Genomic DNA, 20,093 nt, shown 5'->3' with positions numbered 1-20,093 from the left:
AGCTCAGAATCTCAGCTCCTTAGCCCCTCAAAAAAACTACGATCCCCTTTGTCTTTTTCCTCCTTTTTTGCTTTCAGCAAAGTTTCCAATTTTATAAGCTAGAGAAAACATCACATATCTTTTTAAAACGGTGTTTTCTTCGTCTCTAATAGAAGTTGGCGAAATTGTTCTTGTTGCGCTTTGATTCTGGTTTAAAACATCGTACACTTTCACTTTTGCGTATAATTTTTTATCTAAAAATCCGTAAGACAAACTGGTGTTCCAAAGGAAAAAATCCTTTTTGAAATCGTCTGAAATATTCGAATTATAAGTATATCCAAAATCATTTCCGAAGATTAAATTGGCTGGCCAGTAAGAAGTCGTCTGCATATTAATTCTATGAATTACGTTTGAAGTCGCATCTCTTGAAAAGTTTTCGTATCGCGTTTCGTTGTACGATAAACTATAAGACGGTGCGATCGAAAGCACTTCTCCATAATCGTACGAAGCATAAACACTAGGCGTAATTACAACCGATTTGGCATAATACAAAACAGCATTTGTAAATCCTTTATCAAAATTGTAGTTACCGCTTAAACGCAAACCGTATCTAATGGTATGCGCATCTTTTTTAATCTGCTGATTCCAGTTTCCACCAACCGAAGCCGAATACGTTCCTGAAATATTTACATAAGTAGTATTTCTTTTTCCGCTGTCATCATAAATCGAAGTCGAAACGATATCATTATTGTAATAATCTCCTTTAAGAAATAAACTATAGCCGGAACGTGTTCTAAAATCAAAATTTTTAAAATCAATTCCCGCCGTATTTTTCTCAATCAGATTCAAATCTGGATTACCAATTACACTATTCAGCGGATTGTTCAAATCTGCAACTGGCATTAATTGAGTTGCTGACGGAAGCGCATTAGAATAATCGTATTTAAACGTTAAGTTTTTAGAACGATTAAATTTGTATCGAAGCTGCGCCGTTCCGTATGGAAGCATATATCTTTTATTTAAATCTGTAGCTTGATTTAAGTAAAAAGAATGGTTATCAAACTCTACGATTGAGGTTCTTGAGTTTACATTAAGCGAAAATTTGCTTTTCTGCCAGCTAATACCAACTTTTGGCGTAATCGAATTTTGTTTGGATGTTGTATAATTGGTCAGCGATAAATTTAAATCTGAATATTCCTGAGATGCATCGTCAAAATTGAATGTCTTTTGATCGTTCATCGAACTTTGCCAGTCAAAATCGGTTCCAAAACGCACTCTGAGCGAATCTGTAATAGGCTCCGTATATTCTAAGTCAAGCGAGTAAGCATCACTTTTTGAGGTGTTTTTTGCATTCTGGTTTCTTTCGTCATTGGGTTTTGAATCCTGATAAAAAATAGTCTCCGAAATATTAATTCCGTTCGAATCATTTTTCGTGTTATTGTTATTAAAAACAACACTTAAATTTCGAGATTTCTTTTCGAAAGTTTTATTGAAATTAATGCTATTGGCAAAACTCGTATTTGAACTTTCTGTATGCGATGTCGCTGTACTTTCGTTCAATGCTTCTCCATTCTCATTTTCAGAAAAAGATGAAGACGAAGAATTACTGTTCGATTCAGACAAATTCAATTTTGGAGCCACAACAATCTGCATCGTAGGATTGATTTTATACTCTAATTCAAAATTGGCTTTATTTCCAGTATTTTCATTTCTAGTTTTAGAATCTGCTTCGGTCAAAATATTTCCTGTAGGCAACAAACTCAACTGATTGGATTTACTGTCGTTTTTAGTCACCGAATTTGTAAAGTTATAACTGCTCATAAACTCCAAATCTTCTGTCCAATCATCGGAATAATTAATTCCAGCCAAAGTCGACTGCGTAATTCCTTTTCCTCCACTGCTAGCGCCTTGACTGCCTCCTCTTGCATTTCGCCCGCCGCCCATATTATCAAAAACGTCATCCATAGAAAATCCGGTTGAGTTGATATTATTTGAAGAAGCCAAAACACTAATTTTTTGTTTGTTTTTAAAGAAGTTCATCATCAAACTGCTTTCGTAACGTTCGTCCGAACCATATCCGCCAAGGACTTTTCCGAAATATCCTTTATTTTTCTTTTCGTCAATGGTAATATTTATACTCGAATAATCTGAAGTCGATTCTTGTTTGGAAAGCTCTTCTTTTTTGGTTTTAAAATCAGAAACCTGAACTTTTTTAATAATATCGGCAGGAAGATTCTTTATGGCAATAGCGCCATCTTTATCAAAAAATGCTTTTCCATTTACTAAAACCTGATTGACTTCTCGCCCATTTACCGTAATTTTTCCTGTATTATCTACGTCAAATCCTGGAAGCTGTTTCAGCAATGTCTCCACATTGGCATCTGGACGCACTTTGTAAGAGCCAGCGTTAAATTCTAAAGTGTCTTTTTTAATCGTAATTGGCGGTGCTTCGCTCTTAATTACTACTTCATTTAAGACATTTGCGTTTTCAAGCATATACAATTTACCAAAATCTTTACTTTCAGTAAGATTTTTTTGCTCTTCGTAATACGCTTGATATCCAGTATAATTTACTTTTAAGAAAACTGGTTTATCATACTTTTTAGTATTGATAATAAAATTCCCGTTTTTATCTGTTGTAGAATATTCAATAATTGTAGAATCTTTTACAGTGGTAAAATAAACGGTTGCGAGTTCAAGCGGAAGCTGCGAATTAATATCTACTACAGTTCCTTTAACGACAATATTGTTTTGTGCATTTGCCGAATAAACAAAGGCTAAAAACAATAGAAATGAATAAATCTTGGTCATAAAATTAGGTTAGTTAGATCAGTAAGACTTAAAAAAATGCAAAAGGTTTAATTGTATTTTTTACATTTATTCAAATATAATGCCAATAAAAAATTGATCTTGTAATTATCTAGACACAAAACATAAAAAAGTCCCCTACTCTAGGGGACTCTTTTCTTTATTTTTCTCTTATGTAAATATCGATTGGAACTCCTGCAAAATCCCATTTCTCACGAATTTTATTCTCAAGGTATCGCTTATAAGGCTCTTTAACATACTGAGGTAAATTAGCAAAAAATACAAACTGAGGCGTTTGAGTTGGCAATTGCATGCAATATTTAATTTTTACATATTTCCCTTTTGTAGCTGGTGGCGGATATGCTTCAATTACCTTCAACATATATTCGTTGAATTTTGAAGTCGAAATTCTTTGTTTTCTATTTTCGAAAACTTGAACCGTAGCTTCCAAAGCTTTTAACAAACGTTGTTTCGTTAAAGCCGAAACGAAAAGAATTGGCACATCTGTAAATGGCATTAATTCTTTTTTGATTTTCTCTTCGTAATCTCTTGTCGACATGGTATCTTTTTCCACCAAATCCCATTTATTTACCAAGATTACAACACCTTTTCTATTCTTCTCAGCCAACCAGAAAATACTCTGATCCTGGCCTTCAAATCCGCGTGTTGCATCAATTACCAAAATACAAATATCAGCGTGTTCGATTGCGCGTACAGAACGCATTACCGAGTAAAACTCTAAATCTTCTTTTACTTTTGCTTTACGGCGAATTCCCGCAGTATCAACCAAATTAAATTCGAAACCAAAACGGTCAAATTTAGTATCAATTGCATCACGAGTCGTTCCTGCAATATCAGTTACCATAAAACGATCTTGACCAATTAATGCATTGATAAAGCTAGATTTACCAGCATTTGGACGACCAACTACAGCAAAACGTGGCAGAACAACTTCTGGCTGAACTGGTTCTGGCTTTACCGGAAAAGATTCGATTAAAGCATCTAATAAATCTCCAGTTCCGCTTCCAGAAATACTGGCAAACGTATAATAATCACCTAAACCAAGGTTATAAAACTCTACCGCATCTTTCTCACGCATTGCGTTGTCAACCTTATTAACGGCCAATAAAACTGGTTTTGTTACTTTACGAAGCAATTTTGCAACGGTTTCATCCATTGGCGTAATTCCTTCTTCAACATCAACCACAAAAATAATAACATCGGCTTCGTCAATAGCAAGCTCTACCTGTTTACGAATTTCACCTTCGAAAATGTCATCAGACCCTCGAACGTATCCACCTGTATCAATGACAGAAAACTCTTTTCCGTTCCACTCGCTTTTACCATAGTTTCTATCACGGGTAACCCCAGATACAGAATCTACAATAGCTTCTCTTCTTTGTATCAGCCTATTAAACAGGGTCGATTTCCCCACGTTAGGTCTTCCTACTATCGCAACAATGTTATTATTCATTTTTTTGAATTTTAGATTTTAGACTTCCGATTTCAGATTTCAATTTCCTTGAAATTCTGTCTCTTACCATCTAAAATGCTTATTTGAAATTTTTTGCAAAGGTAGTTAAAAAAAGATGCTAAGCTAGCAAGTTTCTAAGTACCTGAGTTTTTTATTTTTTTAGGAGCTATTTCCTGCTATCCGTTTCAATCTTTTTTATTGTAAAAAAACAATAAAAAAGGATTTCCACTTCTATCAGGGCTAGGGCTTTAAGGTTTCAAGAACATTTTGTTTCTATTTTTTTCTCAACCACCCTAAAATTCTGTCACTCTCGATTTTATAATTTCCTTCTTGAATTTTCAAACCAAAAACTTCTCTTGAACCGCTGAAAGGTCCTGGATTCTGCTGAATGATTTCAATTTCATTTTCTGAAACTTTCGAAATTATGGCCACATGACCAAACCTGTTTAACAGCGAACTAGAAAAAATAACCAAATCTCCTGTTTCTGGTTTTGACGTACTTGGATTTGTATATTGAATTAAATTTCGATTGCCGTTTAAGCTGCCGTCTTTAATTTTAGAATCAAAAAAATCTTTTGCGTGACCGTAAGCATCTGGCATTTTATGATTATAATGCTCATAATAATACCTTTTTACAAACTCTACACATTGGTATTTCAGACCTAAATTATAATTGTCTTTTGTAACGTTTCTTCCCTCAACATTATCAACACCGCCATTATAATAAACTTTTACACCTTGTAAACTGTCAAGTGCCTGCCCTATTTTGTAATCATTATTGAGATTAACTTTTTTAATAATTGTCATTCCTGCATAAACTAAAGCTAAAATCGTAATTATTAAAATTGTAATCTTTTTAATTTTCATAGAGTCTCATTTTCAAAAATCATTTTCGTTTAACGAATAAACAATTAAACGGTTAAACAAAAATTATTGATTATAACCGAAACGTTTCAGCATATTAGCATTACTTCTCCAATTTTTGTTCACTTTTACATAAAGTTCGATGTGAATTTGTTTTCCGAAGAATTTCTCCAAATCAGCACGAGCGTCTGTTCCCACTTTCTTCAAAGCAGCACCTTTATGTCCGATAATAATTCCTTTTTGAGTATCGCGCTCGACCATAATCACAGAACGGATTCTGATAATTTTTTCGTCTTCATGAAATTCTTCTGTAACAATTTCTACCGCGTACGGAATCTCTTTACTGTAGTTCAATAAGATTTTCTCACGAATGGTTTCATTAACAAAGAAACGTTCTGGCTTGTCTGTTAATTGATCTTTAGGATAATAAGCTGGAGACTCAGGAAGTAATTCGATAATTCTTCCAAAAACTTCTGGAACGTTGAAATTCTGCAAAGCCGAAATTGGAAAAATTTCTGCATTTGGCACTTTCTCTTTCCAAAAAGAAACTTGCTCTTCTAATTGTTCTTGGTTTGAATTATCAATTTTATTTAAAAGCAATAAAACCGGAATCTTTGCGTAGATAATTTTATTAAAGAAAGCTTCGTCTTTTAAGTCCTGCTCTCCTATTTCGACCATGTAGATTAAAATGTCAGCATCTTCAAAAGCCGATTTCACGAAATTCATCATCGATTCCTGCATTTCGTAAGCAGGTTTAATGATTCCAGGAGTATCCGACAAAACCAACTGAAAGTCTTCTCCGTTTACGATTCCTAAAATTCTATGACGTGTAGTTTGTGCTTTTGATGTAATGATCGACAATCGTTCTCCAACGAAAGCGTTCATCAATGTTGATTTTCCAACATTTGGATTTCCGATGATATTTACGAAACCTGCTTTGTGTGACATTTTATGTGAAATTTATTTTGCAAAGGTAGTCATATCAAGTTAATACAGAAAATAAAACATTTTTTAATATTTTCGTTGGAATTCTCAAAAAACGACGTATCTTTGCACCCGAAACATCGCGGGATAGAGCAGTAGGCAGCTCGTCGGGCTCATAACCCGAAGGTCACAGGTTCGAGTCCTGTTCCCGCTACTAACAGAACACCACTTTAAGCAAAGTGGTGTTTTTTTTTTTGAATTAATAAGAAAGCTCATATTCGACAGGAACTCGAGTCCTGTTGCCAGTACTAAGACAAAAAGCTTCAGATTTCTCTGAAGCTTTTTATTTTAAAGTACTTTACTCAGTTTAAACAGATTATTTTGAGGTTTAAAATTTATCCTGACACTATCCGAAAATCATAATTGAAATATTTACTTTAATATAATCGGTCTTTCCTTCACCTTCCCTTATTAAAATAATTTTATAATTTTTCATAAAATCCATCAGCCCTTTTATATCTAAAGATATTATCCCTTCATTTATAAAGAATTTTGAATTCCTAATAAAATATTTTAAATCCAAGACTTCCATAGGTTTTAAATCAAACAAAATTTCAGCTTCTTGAAAACAAAATTCGGTGTGTCCATTTCTATCTTTAATAAAAAAGGTTTTAGGAATATTCTTTGTTTCAAAAAGATAGGAATTATCTATTTTAAAATACAGCGTATCTCTTTTTTCTTTTTTCTGAGCCTGTACATTATTTAAAAAAAACAAATTTATAATAACTGTACATCCTATAAAAACATAGATTCTAAACCTCGACATCATCATTCAAATCGAATAAACTTAAAAATTATTTATCTCTGTAAATTTCAAATCCCCCACTTGCAACTTCTTCTATATATTCTTCTTCTGTTATTTTTTCAGCAGAAATAATCATTTCCCAAGTTCCGAAAAATTTTTTCTCAACTTGATCATAAAATCCGAGATATTCGATATTAGGGTGACTCAAATTTTTATCGATTAAAATTTTATCATTTTCATCTTTATAATAATGATATGGATAATTTACTACGAAACTAATTTGATCATTTTCAATAAATCCTTTTACTAGAATAGGTTCTGTGATGATATTTTCAGATTCTGAATCGATTGTGGTTCCTACAAATGAATCACCATCAAAAATCAAATTCATTTTGAATGACACATTTATGTAACTATCAATAACATCATAACCTTCCAAGTATGAAAAGGAACCTTTCCAAGTTTGTTCATTATCGACAATTTTCATATTTTCTTTGTTACTTTTTATAATAAATTATTCCGCCAATTGATTATTAATTTCATTTCAAAAATATAGTTTTTTATCATCAATCATCAAAAGAAATTTTAGTTTAATTGATTTCTCCGCAGCGATACAGGTTCTACTCCTGTTCCCTCTACAACAATAAAAGCTTCAGAGAAATCTGGAGCTTTTATTGTTTACTTTGCTTGTTCACGAGCGAGACGTTCGCGTCAGCGTGTAATTTAACAAGGATTTAAATTAGTTTGTTTCATCTTTTCTATAAAAAGGTTAATTTCTTTCAAGTTCCTATTCTTCAGCTTGAATGAATAAAATAGTTTTTGCTCTATTATTTTGGAAGACTTAATTGGTGTTTTAATTAATTTTTGTTTTAACTCTTCATCACATAAATATTTAGGAACTATACTAAATCCGCTATTATTTTTTAAAGTTTCTATTGTGTCCAAATAAGAGGGTAAAATATATCTTGGAACTATTCTAGGATTAGTATTAAATCTAAAATCCCAGAACTTTTTTATATCATTTTGGTCATTGTCATATGTAAACCAAGTTTGATTTTGTAGCCACGTGATGAATTGCTTGTCATTTTTTTCAATATTCTCTGGAATAACAATAGAATTGGAGCAAATTAATTCTAACTCTTCATTCTTTAAATATGTGAATTGATGACCGTAAGTCTCGTGTTTTTTTATTCCAACCAATAATTGAATTTTTTCCATTTCAAGAGCTTCAATCAATTCTTTTTCATTTCCAAATTGGGTCACTATATACATATCAAAAGTATAAATGTGATGTATCAATTCTTTCTTGAAAAAGTCTGTGGTACAACCAATTGCTATTGCAGATCGCTGTTTTTTTGTTCTTTGACTCGAATAATATTCTACTTTTTCTAATTCACTTAATGGATTGTTAATTTGTGAATATAAAAATTTCCCATATTCGGTAGGTGCTAATTTCCGAGTAGTTCGCTCAAATAGTTTTTTTCCAACATGACTTTCTAGGGCAGATAAATGTTTACTGACTCCAGGTTGAGTCATATTTAATTTTTTTGAAGCTTCTGTTATATTTTTACATTCATATATAGCGCTAAAAGTTCTCAACCATTCTAAATTAATCATAACATATATTATAAATAGGTAAACAAAAATAATTAAAATTATCAATGTGTTGATTCTATATTTGTAAAAAAAACGGACAAATCATTAGTAATAAACTATTTAAATAATAAGAAATGACAAAAACATTAGCAATAAACTACACACCTAGAAAAGGCTCTTACACCCAAATTTTATTTGATCAGTTTGTGGAACTAGCAAAAGGAAAAACAGAAATAAAACATTTAAATTTAGCTGAAACTCCACCAGAATTATTATTAGAGAAAAATTTGAATTTAATAATGCAATGGAATATGGGCAAAAGAGACTTTTCAGAAATGGAACTCTTAACTCTATCTAATCATCATAAACTTATAGATGAAGTTATTGCTGCTGATAATATTGTATTGGCTTTTCCTATTTACAATTTTACAATGCCAGCAACAGTAAAGGCTTGGATAGATGCTATTGTCGTTAGTGATAAGACATTTTCTTTTAGTCCTGAAACAGGTTTTAGTGGTCTTTGTAAAGATAAAAAAGCGTTATCAATAGTGGTTAGTGGATTCGATTATAATAATTCTGATAATATCAAGGAATTTGCTTCATCTACAATAAAACAAAATTTTGATTTTATGGGTATCTATTCAGAACAGATTTCAGCTTTTGGGGTTGACCAAAATAGAGACCAATTAAATTCAATTCTTGAAAATGCGAAATTAGAAATAAAAACTTTGGTTAATAGATGGTACTAACTATTCAGAAAAGAAATACATAATGAATAACACTGGCATCTAAATTTCTTAAGCTTTAAAAGAAGATATTCTGTTCAAAACATATTTAAAGTTTCTGTTGGTTACTTCTTTTTCTAGAATATTAATCACAAAAAAATACCACTTACGAGTGGTGTTTTTTTTTGTGATGATTAAAAATTATTCTAAGTTAAATATGTTTTAATAATAAAAACAGAACCATTATATATAGTATGCGCTACCAATGGCAATAATATTGCCTTTTTTTGACTGTTGCCTTTTATATATAAAAAAGCAAACAACAATCCTCCAGTAAAAGCAAACAAAAAATAAAAAACATTATACAGATGGAATGATGCAAAAACAAAAGCAGATATGAGGCAGCAATATTTCAATCTCATTTTAATGCTCTTACAAATCTCGATAACGGCGTACTGAAATAATAGAGTTTCAATAAGAGGAGCAACCACAACAAATAGAACTATTTTTTCTTTAATCGTGTAATTATCATCAAATCCTTTGCTTAAAGAAATATCGAAGAGATCTGAAACAACAGAGAATATATAATTATTTAAAAAATTCAGAAGAAGTATAAGCAAAACGAGTTCCCAATCTCTAAGTCCAAGAATACTATTTCTAATTTTTGAAATTGTGTATATATCTTTCATAAAGCAAACTATCGAAGTTGGCAAGTTCTAATGGGTTCAAGCCTTTAGGAACTATCATTACAAATTTTACAATTATTTTGCCAAGGTGGCTCCCAAAAGTTCTCCTTTTTCAAACACCCATATTGAAACAATTAGACAAAACAACATTAGTCCCAATAGAAACCAAATTTTTCTTTTTTCGCTTTCTTTTATCATATTTAAATAATTTACATTAAACATTAATTTGTTATTAAAAAAGGCTAGTTCAGAATATCCTGAATATTACAATTACTTCAAAAATTGTCCAATTGCATATCCTGACAGGTATACAAATCCCAAAATATAAATAGCAATCAGTATTGGCTTTAATCCAGAAGGTATTTCCATAAATTTTTATTAATTAAAAATCAACTTGTTATTTTCCATTTATCAAAAAATAACTCATATACAAATATCAATTATTTGAACGAAAATTCCTTACGTAAAACCACATTTTACAAAATTTAACGTTTGAATAGAAATATAGATGATTAGCAAACAGGAACAAGTAAACATAAATTTCGTTTTATCTATTTCGAAAATTCTACTAGATTTCTACTTATTTATTTATAAGTTTTATCTTTATTGAAATTTCAACGCAACCTTTTATACAACTGACCATCTGCATATTATAACCATAAAACAGCCAAAAAATGAAAAAGCAGATTTTACTTTTATTATGTATCGGAATTTTATTCTCTTGTAGCAATGAAGAGGAGAAATCATCTGAATCTACTGTGATAGGAACTTGGAAATTAATTGAAGTAAATGCTGATCCAGGAGACGGAAGCGGGACTTTTAGAGCAATAGAAAGTAATAAAACAATCGAATTTAAAAGTAATGGAACCATAACAACCAATAGCTCATTGTGTGATCCATATTCTGAAGAGATTAAAAGTTCTGGAAGTTATAGCTTGACAAATAATTCTATAACGACCAATTGCCAGAACCCAAACATAGCAACGATCTCGTTTGAACTTGAAGACGAATATCTGATTTTAAATTTTATTTCTAATGAAGGATATTCTCAAAAATTTAAACGAGTTAATTAAATTTTTAAATACAATAACTGCAAACTCAATTGAAAACAAAAAAAGCTTCAGATTCCTCTGAAGCTTTTTGTTTGTTTGCGTACTTTAGATAAAACTTTTTCATTCAGAGAAAACACAAAATATAATGGTGTGAGCATTCAAAAAGCACCCACACCATTTAAATAGATATTAAAAATTTGTTTTGCGTTTCTTTACTTCATCTATGAGCTTTGAAAAAGACTTGTCTTTTTTACGTTTTTCATGAGTTGAAGTCGAAAAATGCCATGCTTCTCGTTGAAGTTTCAAATAACTTTCATATACCTTATCATCTAACATGCCATTATTCACTGCTTCCAGAACGGCACATTCAGGTTCATTGGTATGTGTACAATCTTTAAAACGGCATAATTCTTCATAGTCGGAAATCTCTAACATTTCTGCAATCAAATCGGAATTATCAATAGTCAATCCAAATTCGCGAACACCAGGAGTGTCAATTAAAACACCAGAACCGTCCATCGATATCATTTCACGACGAGTCGAAGTGTGCCGCCCTTTTCCTGTAGATTCACTTATATCAGACGTAAGCAGTAATGACTTTTCGCAAAGTGCATTAACCAAAGAACTTTTTCCCACACCCGAAGATCCGACAAAGACCACGGTTTCGCCTTCCTTAATAGATTCCCGCAACCGAACAATCGTTTGAGGTTCATGAATACTTGTAAAAAATACTGGTATCTGACGGGCGATATGTTTAATTGATTCATTCACTTTCTCTTCGTCAAAATCTAAATCGGCTTTATTTAGAACCAATACGGGACTAATATTTTCTTCCAATATCTGGATCATGAAGCGTTCTACTCGACGAACATTAAAATTATCGTCCAAACCCTGCACAATAAATGCCTTATCGACATACGACGCAATGACTTGTCTGTCGGCAATAGTTCCGCTTTTCTTGCGATGCAATGTCCGTTCACGAGGCAATAGATCAACTATAATTCCTTTATTCTCATCGAATGGCTGAAAAATAACCCAATCGCCTACGCAAGGCAATTCAAAATTTGATTTTCCAAACATCATATTTCCAGAGAGTTCACATTGAAATAGTCCGTTTTCAAAAATAATTTCGTAGCATGTTCTGTTTACGATGGACACGCGCCCATGAGAAAGATTTTTATATAAAGATTGTTGTTTGAGCTGGTTCAACTTATCGTTCCAGCCATAAATATGTAAATAATTCATTGTTATAACTTTTTTGTATTGTAAAACAGATAGCCACAGCGTTCTTTATACTTAATAGTATAGCTTGGCTTCATAAGTTCCTAATCAATATTTTCTTAACGTATATAGCATACACCTGAAAGCATAGCAATGCAATCATCGTTGTATGTAGAATTAAAATTTAATTGATATAATAGAGATTATCCTCGAATAGAGTTACCCGAGAATAAACGAAAGGACAATTTGTACATGAAATACAAATTGTTTACAATACAAAATCCGATTTAAATGAAGTATTTAACATCTTGCAAAGATAGTGAATATTTTTGTTGAATCATCAATACTGGTTTTGAAATTGATTCATTACGGCTACTAAAAACAAAAGCTTCAGATTTCTCTGAAGCTTTTTGTTTAATTATTCTAAAGTTTAGAAAACCCCAAAACTGCACAAGTATGTGACAGTAATGAGGCCCGCTAAAAACTATACATTAGCCGATTCAAATTGTTTCAGGTCTCTGGTATTTTTCTGAACAGCAAGTGCAGAAAATAAGCCTAATACAAACGACATTCCGAAGAATCCCTTTTCACTTAGTAGTAGTTGGGCATTCCAAAGACCAATTATTAATAATACTATCGAAGCAATCGTACTAAACCAGCTTATACTATAATACAAATCGGTTACGGGTATTCCTTCTAGCCTGTCACGTACACTTTTTTGGACTGAAATTACTGAGAAAAGACCGAAGAGAAGAATGGTGAAATAATATCCTTTTTCGTTGTAAGCCATATCCGAATTATAAAGTCCAATACAATATGAGGTCATCCCTATAAGTAAAGTCATCCACGATGCGCCCACAAAAGCGACACTTGGCTTTAAAGGATAGCCATTATTTGATCTTGCATTTTTTGATTCTGAATTGCTGTTTAATTCATTTGATTTTAGCGGTTCCATAATTTTTATGTTTTTATAATTATGAAGCAAATGTCTGAATGAATAAGAAGTTGTGAAAGTCAATTTCTTTAAAAAACTGACGATATAAAATGTATTTTACTATTTTTATCTTCCTAAAACCGCACTTATGAATGCACTGCAAGAAATAGCCAATATGATGAATGAAAATGAAAAAAAAGCATTCATAAGTTATCTATCAAAAAAGAACAAACGTAAAGATACAGGAAATATAGAGTTATTCAATTCTCTAAAAACTGACGATATAAAACTTAAAAATAATTTTCTAGAAGGCAAAAAAAGTCTGGATGCTTATCATGCACTTCGAAAAAGGCTTTACGATAGCATGATTGATTTTATGGCGAATCGAAGTTTTGAAAATGATACTTCGCAAGAAAATGCAGTTCTTCGTCTTATTGTGGTAAGTCGCTTGTTCTTTGAACATAAACTCACAAAAACAGCTTTTAAATGCTTGGCAAAAGCCGAAGAGATTGGAGCGAGTATTGAACATTTCAGCCTTCTCAACGAAATCTATCAGACTCAGATTCAATTTGCGCATTTTAATCTCTCAGAACCAATTGAAAAAATAATACAGAAGTTTAAAGCCAATAAAAAACAGCTCGAATATGAAGAACAGCTCAATTTAGGTTATGCTGTTTTGCGTCGTGAACTTGCTGCTATTCACCATGAGGGGCGAATAGTCGATTTTCAGGCCATTATAAAAAACACCATCGAAACGCATGGAATATCGCTAAAACAAGGATTAACTTTTAAATCACTGTACCAAATATTATTCATTGCTAACGAATACGCTTCTATAAACAATAATTTTTCTCTCATACAGCCTTTTGTTATTAAAAGCTATCATTTCATTAGTAAAAAAATTGGACTCAAAGACCGACATTTATATTATCATATCTACATCTTGTATTTTATAGCTAATTTCTATTTTCGGAACGGCCAATTCACCGAATCTTTGAAGTATCTCGAATTAATATTTACCGAACTTCAAAAACAGTCTGGAAAATATTATCAGCGTTTCTGTCTCAGGTATTTTTTATTGCTGGCTTTTAATCAAAATTATCTTGGCAATGCTGAAAAAGCTATAGAAATTGCCGAAAAAGCGCTTTCTTCAAACAAAAAAGCAGATCCTAATGATAGTAATGACATTCGTCTCATGCTTATTGTTTTTTATGTCCAGCAAAATGCAGGAGCTAAAGCCGCTAAAGAAATGGCAAAATTAAACCATACTGACAGTTGGTACGAAAAGAAAATGGGAATGGATTGGACAATAAAAAAATCCCTTGTTGAATTACTTCTGCATACACAGCAAGAAAATACAGAATTGGCTTTGTCGCGAATAAAAAGCTTTAAACGACGCTATAAAAAATATCTTTTAACGGTGAATGAAGAACGCGTTGTACATTATCTTTTATTTGTAGAACAATATGTAATGAAACCCGAAATTATTCGAACACCAAAATTTCAAACAGCAATAGAAGATTTTATAATTGTAGCACAAAACGGTCCTAAAGACATTTTAATTATGAGTTTCTTATCGTGGCTGGTTGCAAAAGTGAGACAAAAAGCGACTTATGAAACAACTTTGAATCTTGTAACGATTTAATTTTTCGCTGGATAATCTTAACAGCTTTTTATAATTCAAGATAAAAATCTATAGAGCAATTTGAGTTTTTTTTCGTTTTAAAATAAATTCTTATTTAATACAAAAAAACTTATTTTAACGTAAGTCTTTTAAATTTAGAAATTAAACACTACATTAGCTATATATCATCCTCTCCTTTAAACATTTGCATATTTATTTCTCAAAAGAAATCAAAACATAATCTTGTTAAGTTGAATGCTAATAGATGAACAAAATAGTACCCGCTTAATTACATTTATTGATACCGAAATTGAACAATTAAGAGGCAAAATTCTTGATTTGGGTGCAATGAAGGAAGACGGCAATTTATTTCATCAGACCTCTTTAGACAATTTTACTCAGTTTTTGAAAGGAAGCGAATATATCTGCGGCCACAACATTTTAAATCATGATATAAAATACATAGGAAACGCAGTTCAGCAAGCTGGCATCAATTCTTCCAACATAATTGACACCTTACATCTGTCAGCATTACTGTTTCCAACAATACCTTATCATTCCTTAGTAAAAGATGATAAACTTCAGACAGAAGAAAGAAATAACCCCGTAAACGATTCTATAAAAGCACGTGATTTATTTAATAGCGAAGTTGCTGAATTTTGGCAAACAGATGAAACGCTTAAAGAAATCTTTTGGCTTTTATTAAATCCAACAAAAGAATTTGGCGCGTTTTTTCGGTTTATAAATTATAGCAGTACAAACTCTCGAGTAGAAATTATTATTAGATCAAAATTCAGAGATGAAATTTGTGAACATTCAGATTTAGCTAGAATAATAGCTGAACATCCTATAGAATTGGCCTATTGTCTTTCGCTGATCAATTCGTTTATAGTTCACAAAAAGATTCATTCTATCACGCCTCCTTGGGTTCTTAAAAACTATCCCGAGGTAGAACGCATCATGTTACTATTACGAAGTAAACCCTGCTTAACTGGCTGCAATTACTGCAACAATGCTTTAGATATCTACAAAGGGCTAAGTAAATTCTTTGGCTTTAATTCATACCGCGCCTATGGTGGCGAACCACTTCAGGAAAAAGCAGTTAGAGCTGCCGTTAACAACAAATCAGTACTAGCTGTTTTTCCAACTGGCGGCGGAAAATCAATCACATTTCAGGTTCCTGCTCTTATGAGCGCCGAAAACTCTAAAGGACTTACTATTGTAATTTCTCCGCTCCAGTCGCTAATGAAAGACCAGGTTGACAATCTTGAAAAAAACGGAATAACGGAAGCGGTTACTGTCAATGGGTTATTAGACCCGATTGAAAGAGCCAAATCATTGGAAAGAATTGAAAACGGAGCAGCATCCATTCTATATATTTCTCCAGAATCATTGCGCTCGAGAACTATCGAAAAACTAATTTTAGGCAGAAAAGTGGCTCGCTTTGTCATTGATGAAGCGCACTGCTTTTCGTCATGGGGACAAGATTTTAGAGTTGACTATCTCTACATTGGCGATTTTATAAAATTAATCCAACAGAAGAAAAACCTTGAAGACAGCATCCCCGTTTCCTGCTTTACCGCCACAGCCAAACAGAAAGTAATTGAAGATATCCGAGATTATTTTAAGGAAAAATTATCGATAAATCTTGAAGTATTCACTTCAAAAGCAGCGAGGACAAATCTTCATTACAAGGTTTTTAAAAGGCAAAGTGAAGACGAAAAATATTTGACAGTAAGGGATTTGATTGAAGAGAAAAAATGTCCGACAATTATTTACGTCTCTAGAACCATTAGAGCTTTTAAACTTGCCGAACAGCTGGTAAAGGATGGTTTTAATGCAAAACCATATCACGGCAAAATGGATAAAAAGGATAAAACCGAAAACCAAAATGCATTTTTAAGTGGAGAAACCCAAATTATGGTGGCAACTTCTGCATTTGGTATGGGAGTAGATAAAAAAGACGTGGGTTTGGTTATTCATTACGAAATTTCAGATTCACTCGAAAACTATATTCAGGAAGCAGGGCGCGCAGGTCGAGACGAAAATATTTCAGCAGATTGTTTTGTGCTGTTTAATGAAGAAGACCTCAGCAAGCACTTCATTCTACTAAACCAAACCAAACTTTCAATAAGGGAAATTCAGCAGATTTGGAAAGCGATAAAAGACATTACTCGATTTCGTTCTAAAGTATCTAATTCTGCATTGGAAATAGCCAGAAAAGCAGGATGGGACGATAGTGTTGTAGAAATAGAAACAAGAGTTACTACAGCAATAGCGGCCTTGGAAGATGCTGGATACCTTAAACGCGGACAAAATATGCCAAGGATTTTTGCCAGCAGCATTTTATCTGAAAATGCTCAGAAAGCTATTGATAAAATAAACTCTTCTGAAAAATTTGAAGAAAAGCAAAAAGAACAAGGTGTACGAATTATAAAGAAACTTTTTTCAAGCAGAAGCAAAAAAGAATCTAGCAATGAAACTGCCGAATCAAGGGTAGATTATATTAGCGACCATTTGGGAATTGTACGAGAAGAAGTTATTAATATAATTAACTTATTGCGAGAAGAAAATATTTTGGCCGATGCCAAAGATTTAACTGCTTTTATAAAGAAAACAGAACATAAAAACCGTTCTCTTGCTATTGTAGAAACATACAGTAAAATTGAAAACTTTTTATTTCCGCACTTCAAGGAAGAAGAAAGTGTTTTTAATTTGAAAGAACTGAACGAAGATGCTGAAAAATACGGTTGTGAAAATGTAAACACTAATAAAATAAAAACGATAATTAATTTTTGGTGTATCAAAAACTGGATTAAAAGGAAAAATTTAAAACACAACAAAAACCATATTGCCTTACTCTGTCTTCAAAATAAGAAAGAGTTAAAAGAGAAGCTCGAAAAACGTCATGAACTTGCCAATTTTATTACTGCTTTTTTCTATGACAATAAAATGAATAACATTGCAAAAGATCAGGAAGATAAAGACGAAATTCTCATCGAATTTTCGGTTCATGAATTAAAATCAGCTTATGATAACAGCGGCGACCTTTTCAAAAAAGAAATAAGCATTTATGATATTGAAGATACTCTGTTTTATCTTTCTCGAATCGAGGCAATAAAGATAGAAGGCGGTTTTCTTGTTGTTTATAATGCTTTAACCATTGAACGAACGGAACAAAATAATAAAAAACAATACACGAAAGACGATTATCAAAAGCTCAATCAGTTTTACGAAAGCAAAGTGCAGCAAATTCATATTGTGGGAGAATATGCTCAAAGAATGATTGACGATTACAAAAACGCACTTCAGTTTGTGGAAGATTACTTTCATCTGAATTATGATTCATTTTTGAACAAATATTTTAAAGGCAGTAGACAAAATGAAATTAAACGGAATATTACTCCCGCAAAATTCAGGCAACTATTTGGCGAATTATCTCCTACACAATTGAAGATTATTAATGATAATGAAGCAAGGCATATAGTTGTAGCTGCTGGCCCAGGCAGTGGAAAAACAAAAGTTTTAGTTCACAAACTTGCTTCGCTATTGCTAATGGAAGATGTAAAACACGAACAGTTACTCATGTTGACTTTTTCAAGGGCTGCAGCTACCGAATTTAAGAAACGCTTATTAGATCTAATTGGCAATGCTGCAAATTTTATCGAAATAAAAACATTTCATTCTTACTGTTTCGATCTTTTAGGTAAAGTTGGTACTGTAGAAAAATCGACAGCTATTTTAAACACTACTGTTGAAAGAATTAAAAATGGTGATGTTGAAGCCAATAAAATCACCAAGACTGTTTTAGTGATTGATGAAGCTCAGGATATGAACAAAGATGAGTTCGCTCTCATAAACGCATTGATGGAACAGAATGATGAAATGAGAGTTATTGCAGTAGGAGATGATGACCAAAATATTTATGAGTTTAGAGGAGCTAGTTCTAAATATCTTGAACAGTTTATTAATGATAACAATGCCATCAAACATGAATTGGTTGAAAATTACCGTAGCAAGCGTAATTTAGTCGAATTTTCAAATCAATATGTCCGACAAATTCAACACCGTTTAAAAGAAACTCCGATTATTGCCACTCAAACCGATAACGGAAAAATCAAGATTGTTAGGTATCAAAACAGCAATCTGATTACGCCTCTGGCAAATCAGGCCGCCAACACAGATCTTTCTGGAACTACATGCATACTCACAAAAACCAACGAGGAATCTATAAAAGTTGCAGGACTGCTTTTAAAAAATAACATTAAAGCAAAACTAATACAATCTAATGATGGCTATAATTTATGCAATCTAGTTGAGGTTCGATTTTTTTTAAGCAAAGTTGATTTAGGCCCAGATATTTACACCATTAGTGATGATATCTGGAATACTGCCAAAGAAGAGCTAAAAAACACTTTTCGTTATAGTAACAAACTAGAAATTTGCCTTAATCTCATCAAAGATTTTGAAAACACTAATCCTAATAAAAAGTACAAATCTGATTTAGAAGTTTTAATACGGGAATCTAAACTGGAGGATTTTTATAGTCAAAATGGTGAAACAATGTTTGTATCAACGATCCATAAAGCCAAAGGAAAAGAGTTTGATAATGTATTCCTCTTACTTGAAAATTTTAATCAAGATACCGATGAAGCTAAACGTCAATTGTATGTTGCAATGACCAGAACTAAACGTAATTTACATGTTCATCTCAATGCAAATTATCTTCATCATTTGACCGCCGAAAATCTGGAAAAAATAGACGATAATGAAATTTACGCTTCTCCTGATAAAATTGCCGTACATACCACTTTGAAAGACATCTGGCTTGACTTTTTTATTGACAGGCAGAGTTTAGTTTCTCAACTAATATCTGGTGATAAACTGCATATAAATGGAAACGAATGCTTAAATTCTAACGGACAATCTGTATTAAAGTTTTCAAAGCAATTTATCACCAAAATTGAGGAAATGAAAGCTAAAAATTACGAGCTAAAAAGTGCAAATGTAAATTTCATATTGTATTGGTTTAAGGAAGAAACTTCTCAGGAAATTAAAATAATCTTGCCTGAGCTTTATTTTGAAGTTTTCACAAATGTTTAGAATTAGAAATTCTTTTCTCTTTATTTAAGCTAAATAATTTTTGCTCCATAAGCTACTTTTTCACACTTCAAAAAAACCAGCAACAACAATTCTCCACACAAATTATTCTATTTCCGACAATAATTTTCAATATTTTGCATATTAGCACCTCTTTTCCTTGATTAAAATAATATTTTCTTAATCAGGAGCTTTCTATTTAGCAGATGTTTTTCATAAATTTGCAGCTTTAAAAATTAGTAGTTTATATTTTACGCCATCTCACCACTGGTAAGCGTATTCTTAAATTAAACGAACTAAC

14 protein-coding genes and 1 tRNA gene are annotated in these 20,093 nt (G+C 32.1%); 5 read left to right on the top strand and 10 right to left on the bottom strand.

Annotated elements, in window-relative coordinates; all coding sequences use genetic code 11:
* Positions 1-36: 36 nt before the first annotated feature.
* From ACWA1F_RS12160 to era, 4 genes are all read right to left on the bottom strand, one after another.
* A complete protein-coding gene (locus ACWA1F_RS12160; protein ID WP_456893960.1) occupies positions 37-2,790 on the bottom strand; it encodes an outer membrane beta-barrel protein in 2,754 nt (917 codons plus the stop codon).
* 157 nt (positions 2,791-2,947) lie between these two features.
* Positions 2,948-4,261: a ribosome biogenesis GTPase Der gene (gene der, locus ACWA1F_RS12155; protein WP_306158481.1), complete on the bottom strand. Its 1,314-nt coding sequence runs from the start codon at positions 4,259-4,261 to the stop codon at positions 2,948-2,950.
* 273 nt (positions 4,262-4,534) lie between these two features.
* Entirely contained in the window at positions 4,535-5,128 is a 594-nt protein-coding gene (locus ACWA1F_RS12150; protein WP_456893959.1) for a CHAP domain-containing protein, read from the bottom strand.
* Between the two features lie 63 nt (positions 5,129-5,191).
* Positions 5,192-6,073, bottom strand: coding sequence for a GTPase Era (era, locus tag ACWA1F_RS12145; RefSeq protein ID WP_456893958.1), 882 nt, complete (start codon positions 6,071-6,073; stop codon positions 5,192-5,194).
* A 117-nt stretch (positions 6,074-6,190) separates the two neighbouring features.
* Here era and ACWA1F_RS12140 point away from each other — a divergent pair.
* Positions 6,191-6,263 (top strand) — tRNA-Met (locus ACWA1F_RS12140).
* Positions 6,264-6,455: 192 nt separating this feature from the next.
* Here the strand turns inward: ACWA1F_RS12140 and ACWA1F_RS12135 are convergent.
* The 3 genes from ACWA1F_RS12135 to ACWA1F_RS12125 all read right to left on the bottom strand — a co-directional run bounded on the left by ACWA1F_RS12135 (position 6,456) and on the right by ACWA1F_RS12125 (position 8,471).
* Entirely contained in the window at positions 6,456-6,824 is a 369-nt protein-coding gene (locus ACWA1F_RS12135) for a hypothetical protein (protein ID WP_456893957.1), read from the bottom strand.
* A gap of 79 nt (positions 6,825-6,903) precedes the next feature.
* On the bottom strand, positions 6,904-7,341 hold the full coding sequence (locus ACWA1F_RS12130) for a hypothetical protein (RefSeq protein ID WP_456893956.1): 438 nt from the start codon (positions 7,339-7,341) through the stop codon (positions 6,904-6,906).
* A gap of 236 nt (positions 7,342-7,577) precedes the next feature.
* A complete protein-coding gene (locus ACWA1F_RS12125; RefSeq protein ID WP_456893955.1) occupies positions 7,578-8,471 on the bottom strand; it encodes a LysR family transcriptional regulator in 894 nt (297 codons plus the stop codon).
* 113 nt (positions 8,472-8,584) lie between these two features.
* Here ACWA1F_RS12125 and ACWA1F_RS12120 point away from each other — a divergent pair, with 113 nt between their 5' ends.
* Positions 8,585-9,199, top strand: coding sequence for an NAD(P)H-dependent oxidoreductase (locus ACWA1F_RS12120; RefSeq protein ID WP_456893954.1), 615 nt, complete (start codon positions 8,585-8,587; stop codon positions 9,197-9,199).
* Positions 9,200-9,381: 182 nt separating this feature from the next.
* On the opposite strand, the gene ACWA1F_RS12115 is transcribed toward ACWA1F_RS12120, so the two are convergent.
* Positions 9,382-9,864, bottom strand: a complete 483-nt coding sequence (locus ACWA1F_RS12115) for a CPBP family intramembrane glutamic endopeptidase (protein ID WP_456893953.1) — start codon at positions 9,862-9,864, stop codon at positions 9,382-9,384.
* 671 nt (positions 9,865-10,535) lie between these two features.
* On the opposite strand from ACWA1F_RS12115, the gene ACWA1F_RS12110 reads away from it, so the two are divergent.
* The gene (locus ACWA1F_RS12110) at positions 10,536-10,934 is read left to right on the top strand and encodes a lipocalin family protein (RefSeq protein ID WP_456893952.1); all 399 of its coding nucleotides are present in this window, start codon (positions 10,536-10,538) and stop codon (positions 10,932-10,934) included.
* A 168-nt stretch (positions 10,935-11,102) separates the two neighbouring features.
* On the opposite strand, the gene rsgA is transcribed toward ACWA1F_RS12110, so the two are convergent.
* Both rsgA and yiaA read right to left on the bottom strand, forming a co-directional pair.
* A complete protein-coding gene (gene rsgA / locus ACWA1F_RS12105) occupies positions 11,103-12,158 on the bottom strand; it encodes a ribosome small subunit-dependent GTPase A (protein WP_456893951.1) in 1,056 nt (351 codons plus the stop codon).
* 460 nt (positions 12,159-12,618) lie between these two features.
* The gene (gene yiaA, locus ACWA1F_RS12100; protein WP_456893950.1) at positions 12,619-13,089 is read right to left on the bottom strand and encodes an inner membrane protein YiaA; all 471 of its coding nucleotides are present in this window, start codon (positions 13,087-13,089) and stop codon (positions 12,619-12,621) included.
* A gap of 127 nt (positions 13,090-13,216) precedes the next feature.
* On the opposite strand from yiaA, the gene ACWA1F_RS12095 reads away from it, so the two are divergent.
* Both ACWA1F_RS12095 and ACWA1F_RS12090 read left to right on the top strand, forming a co-directional pair.
* Positions 13,217-14,713, top strand: coding sequence for a tetratricopeptide repeat protein (locus ACWA1F_RS12095; protein ID WP_456893949.1), 1,497 nt, complete (start codon positions 13,217-13,219; stop codon positions 14,711-14,713).
* Positions 14,714-14,947: 234 nt separating this feature from the next.
* Positions 14,948-19,795, top strand: a complete 4,848-nt coding sequence (locus ACWA1F_RS12090; RefSeq protein ID WP_456893948.1) for a RecQ family ATP-dependent DNA helicase — start codon at positions 14,948-14,950, stop codon at positions 19,793-19,795.
* Positions 19,796-20,093 lie beyond the last annotated feature (298 nt).

Source organism: Flavobacterium erigeronis, assembly GCF_054075165.1.
Note: the sequence above shows the minus strand (reverse complement) of the source record. Positions and strands in the feature narration are given on the sequence as shown.

Bases quoted from the DNA above. Each gene is read 5' to 3' on its own strand.
- yiaA (WP_456893950.1), bottom strand. From the start codon at position 13,089: ATGGAACCGCTAAAATCAAATGAATTAAACAGCAATTCAGAATCAAAA.
- ACWA1F_RS12090 (WP_456893948.1), top strand. From the start codon at position 14,948: ATGCTAATAGATGAACAAAATAGTACCCGCTTAATTACATTTATTGAT.
- ACWA1F_RS12110 (WP_456893952.1), top strand. From the start codon at position 10,536: ATGAAAAAGCAGATTTTACTTTTATTATGTATCGGAATTTTATTCTCT.
- ACWA1F_RS12115 (WP_456893953.1), bottom strand. From the start codon at position 9,864: ATGAAAGATATATACACAATTTCAAAAATTAGAAATAGTATTCTTGGA.
- era (WP_456893958.1), bottom strand. From the start codon at position 6,073: ATGTCACACAAAGCAGGTTTCGTAAATATCATCGGAAATCCAAATGTT.
- der (WP_306158481.1), bottom strand. From the start codon at position 4,261: ATGAATAATAACATTGTTGCGATAGTAGGAAGACCTAACGTGGGGAAA.
- ACWA1F_RS12160 (WP_456893960.1), bottom strand. From the start codon at position 2,790: ATGACCAAGATTTATTCATTTCTATTGTTTTTAGCCTTTGTTTATTCG.
- ACWA1F_RS12095 (WP_456893949.1), top strand. From the start codon at position 13,217: ATGAATGCACTGCAAGAAATAGCCAATATGATGAATGAAAATGAAAAA.
- ACWA1F_RS12120 (WP_456893954.1), top strand. From the start codon at position 8,585: ATGACAAAAACATTAGCAATAAACTACACACCTAGAAAAGGCTCTTAC.
- ACWA1F_RS12125 (WP_456893955.1), bottom strand. From the start codon at position 8,471: ATGATTAATTTAGAATGGTTGAGAACTTTTAGCGCTATATATGAATGT.
- ACWA1F_RS12130 (WP_456893956.1), bottom strand. From the start codon at position 7,341: ATGAAAATTGTCGATAATGAACAAACTTGGAAAGGTTCCTTTTCATAC.
- rsgA (WP_456893951.1), bottom strand. From the start codon at position 12,158: ATGAATTATTTACATATTTATGGCTGGAACGATAAGTTGAACCAGCTC.
- ACWA1F_RS12150 (WP_456893959.1), bottom strand. From the start codon at position 5,128: ATGAAAATTAAAAAGATTACAATTTTAATAATTACGATTTTAGCTTTA.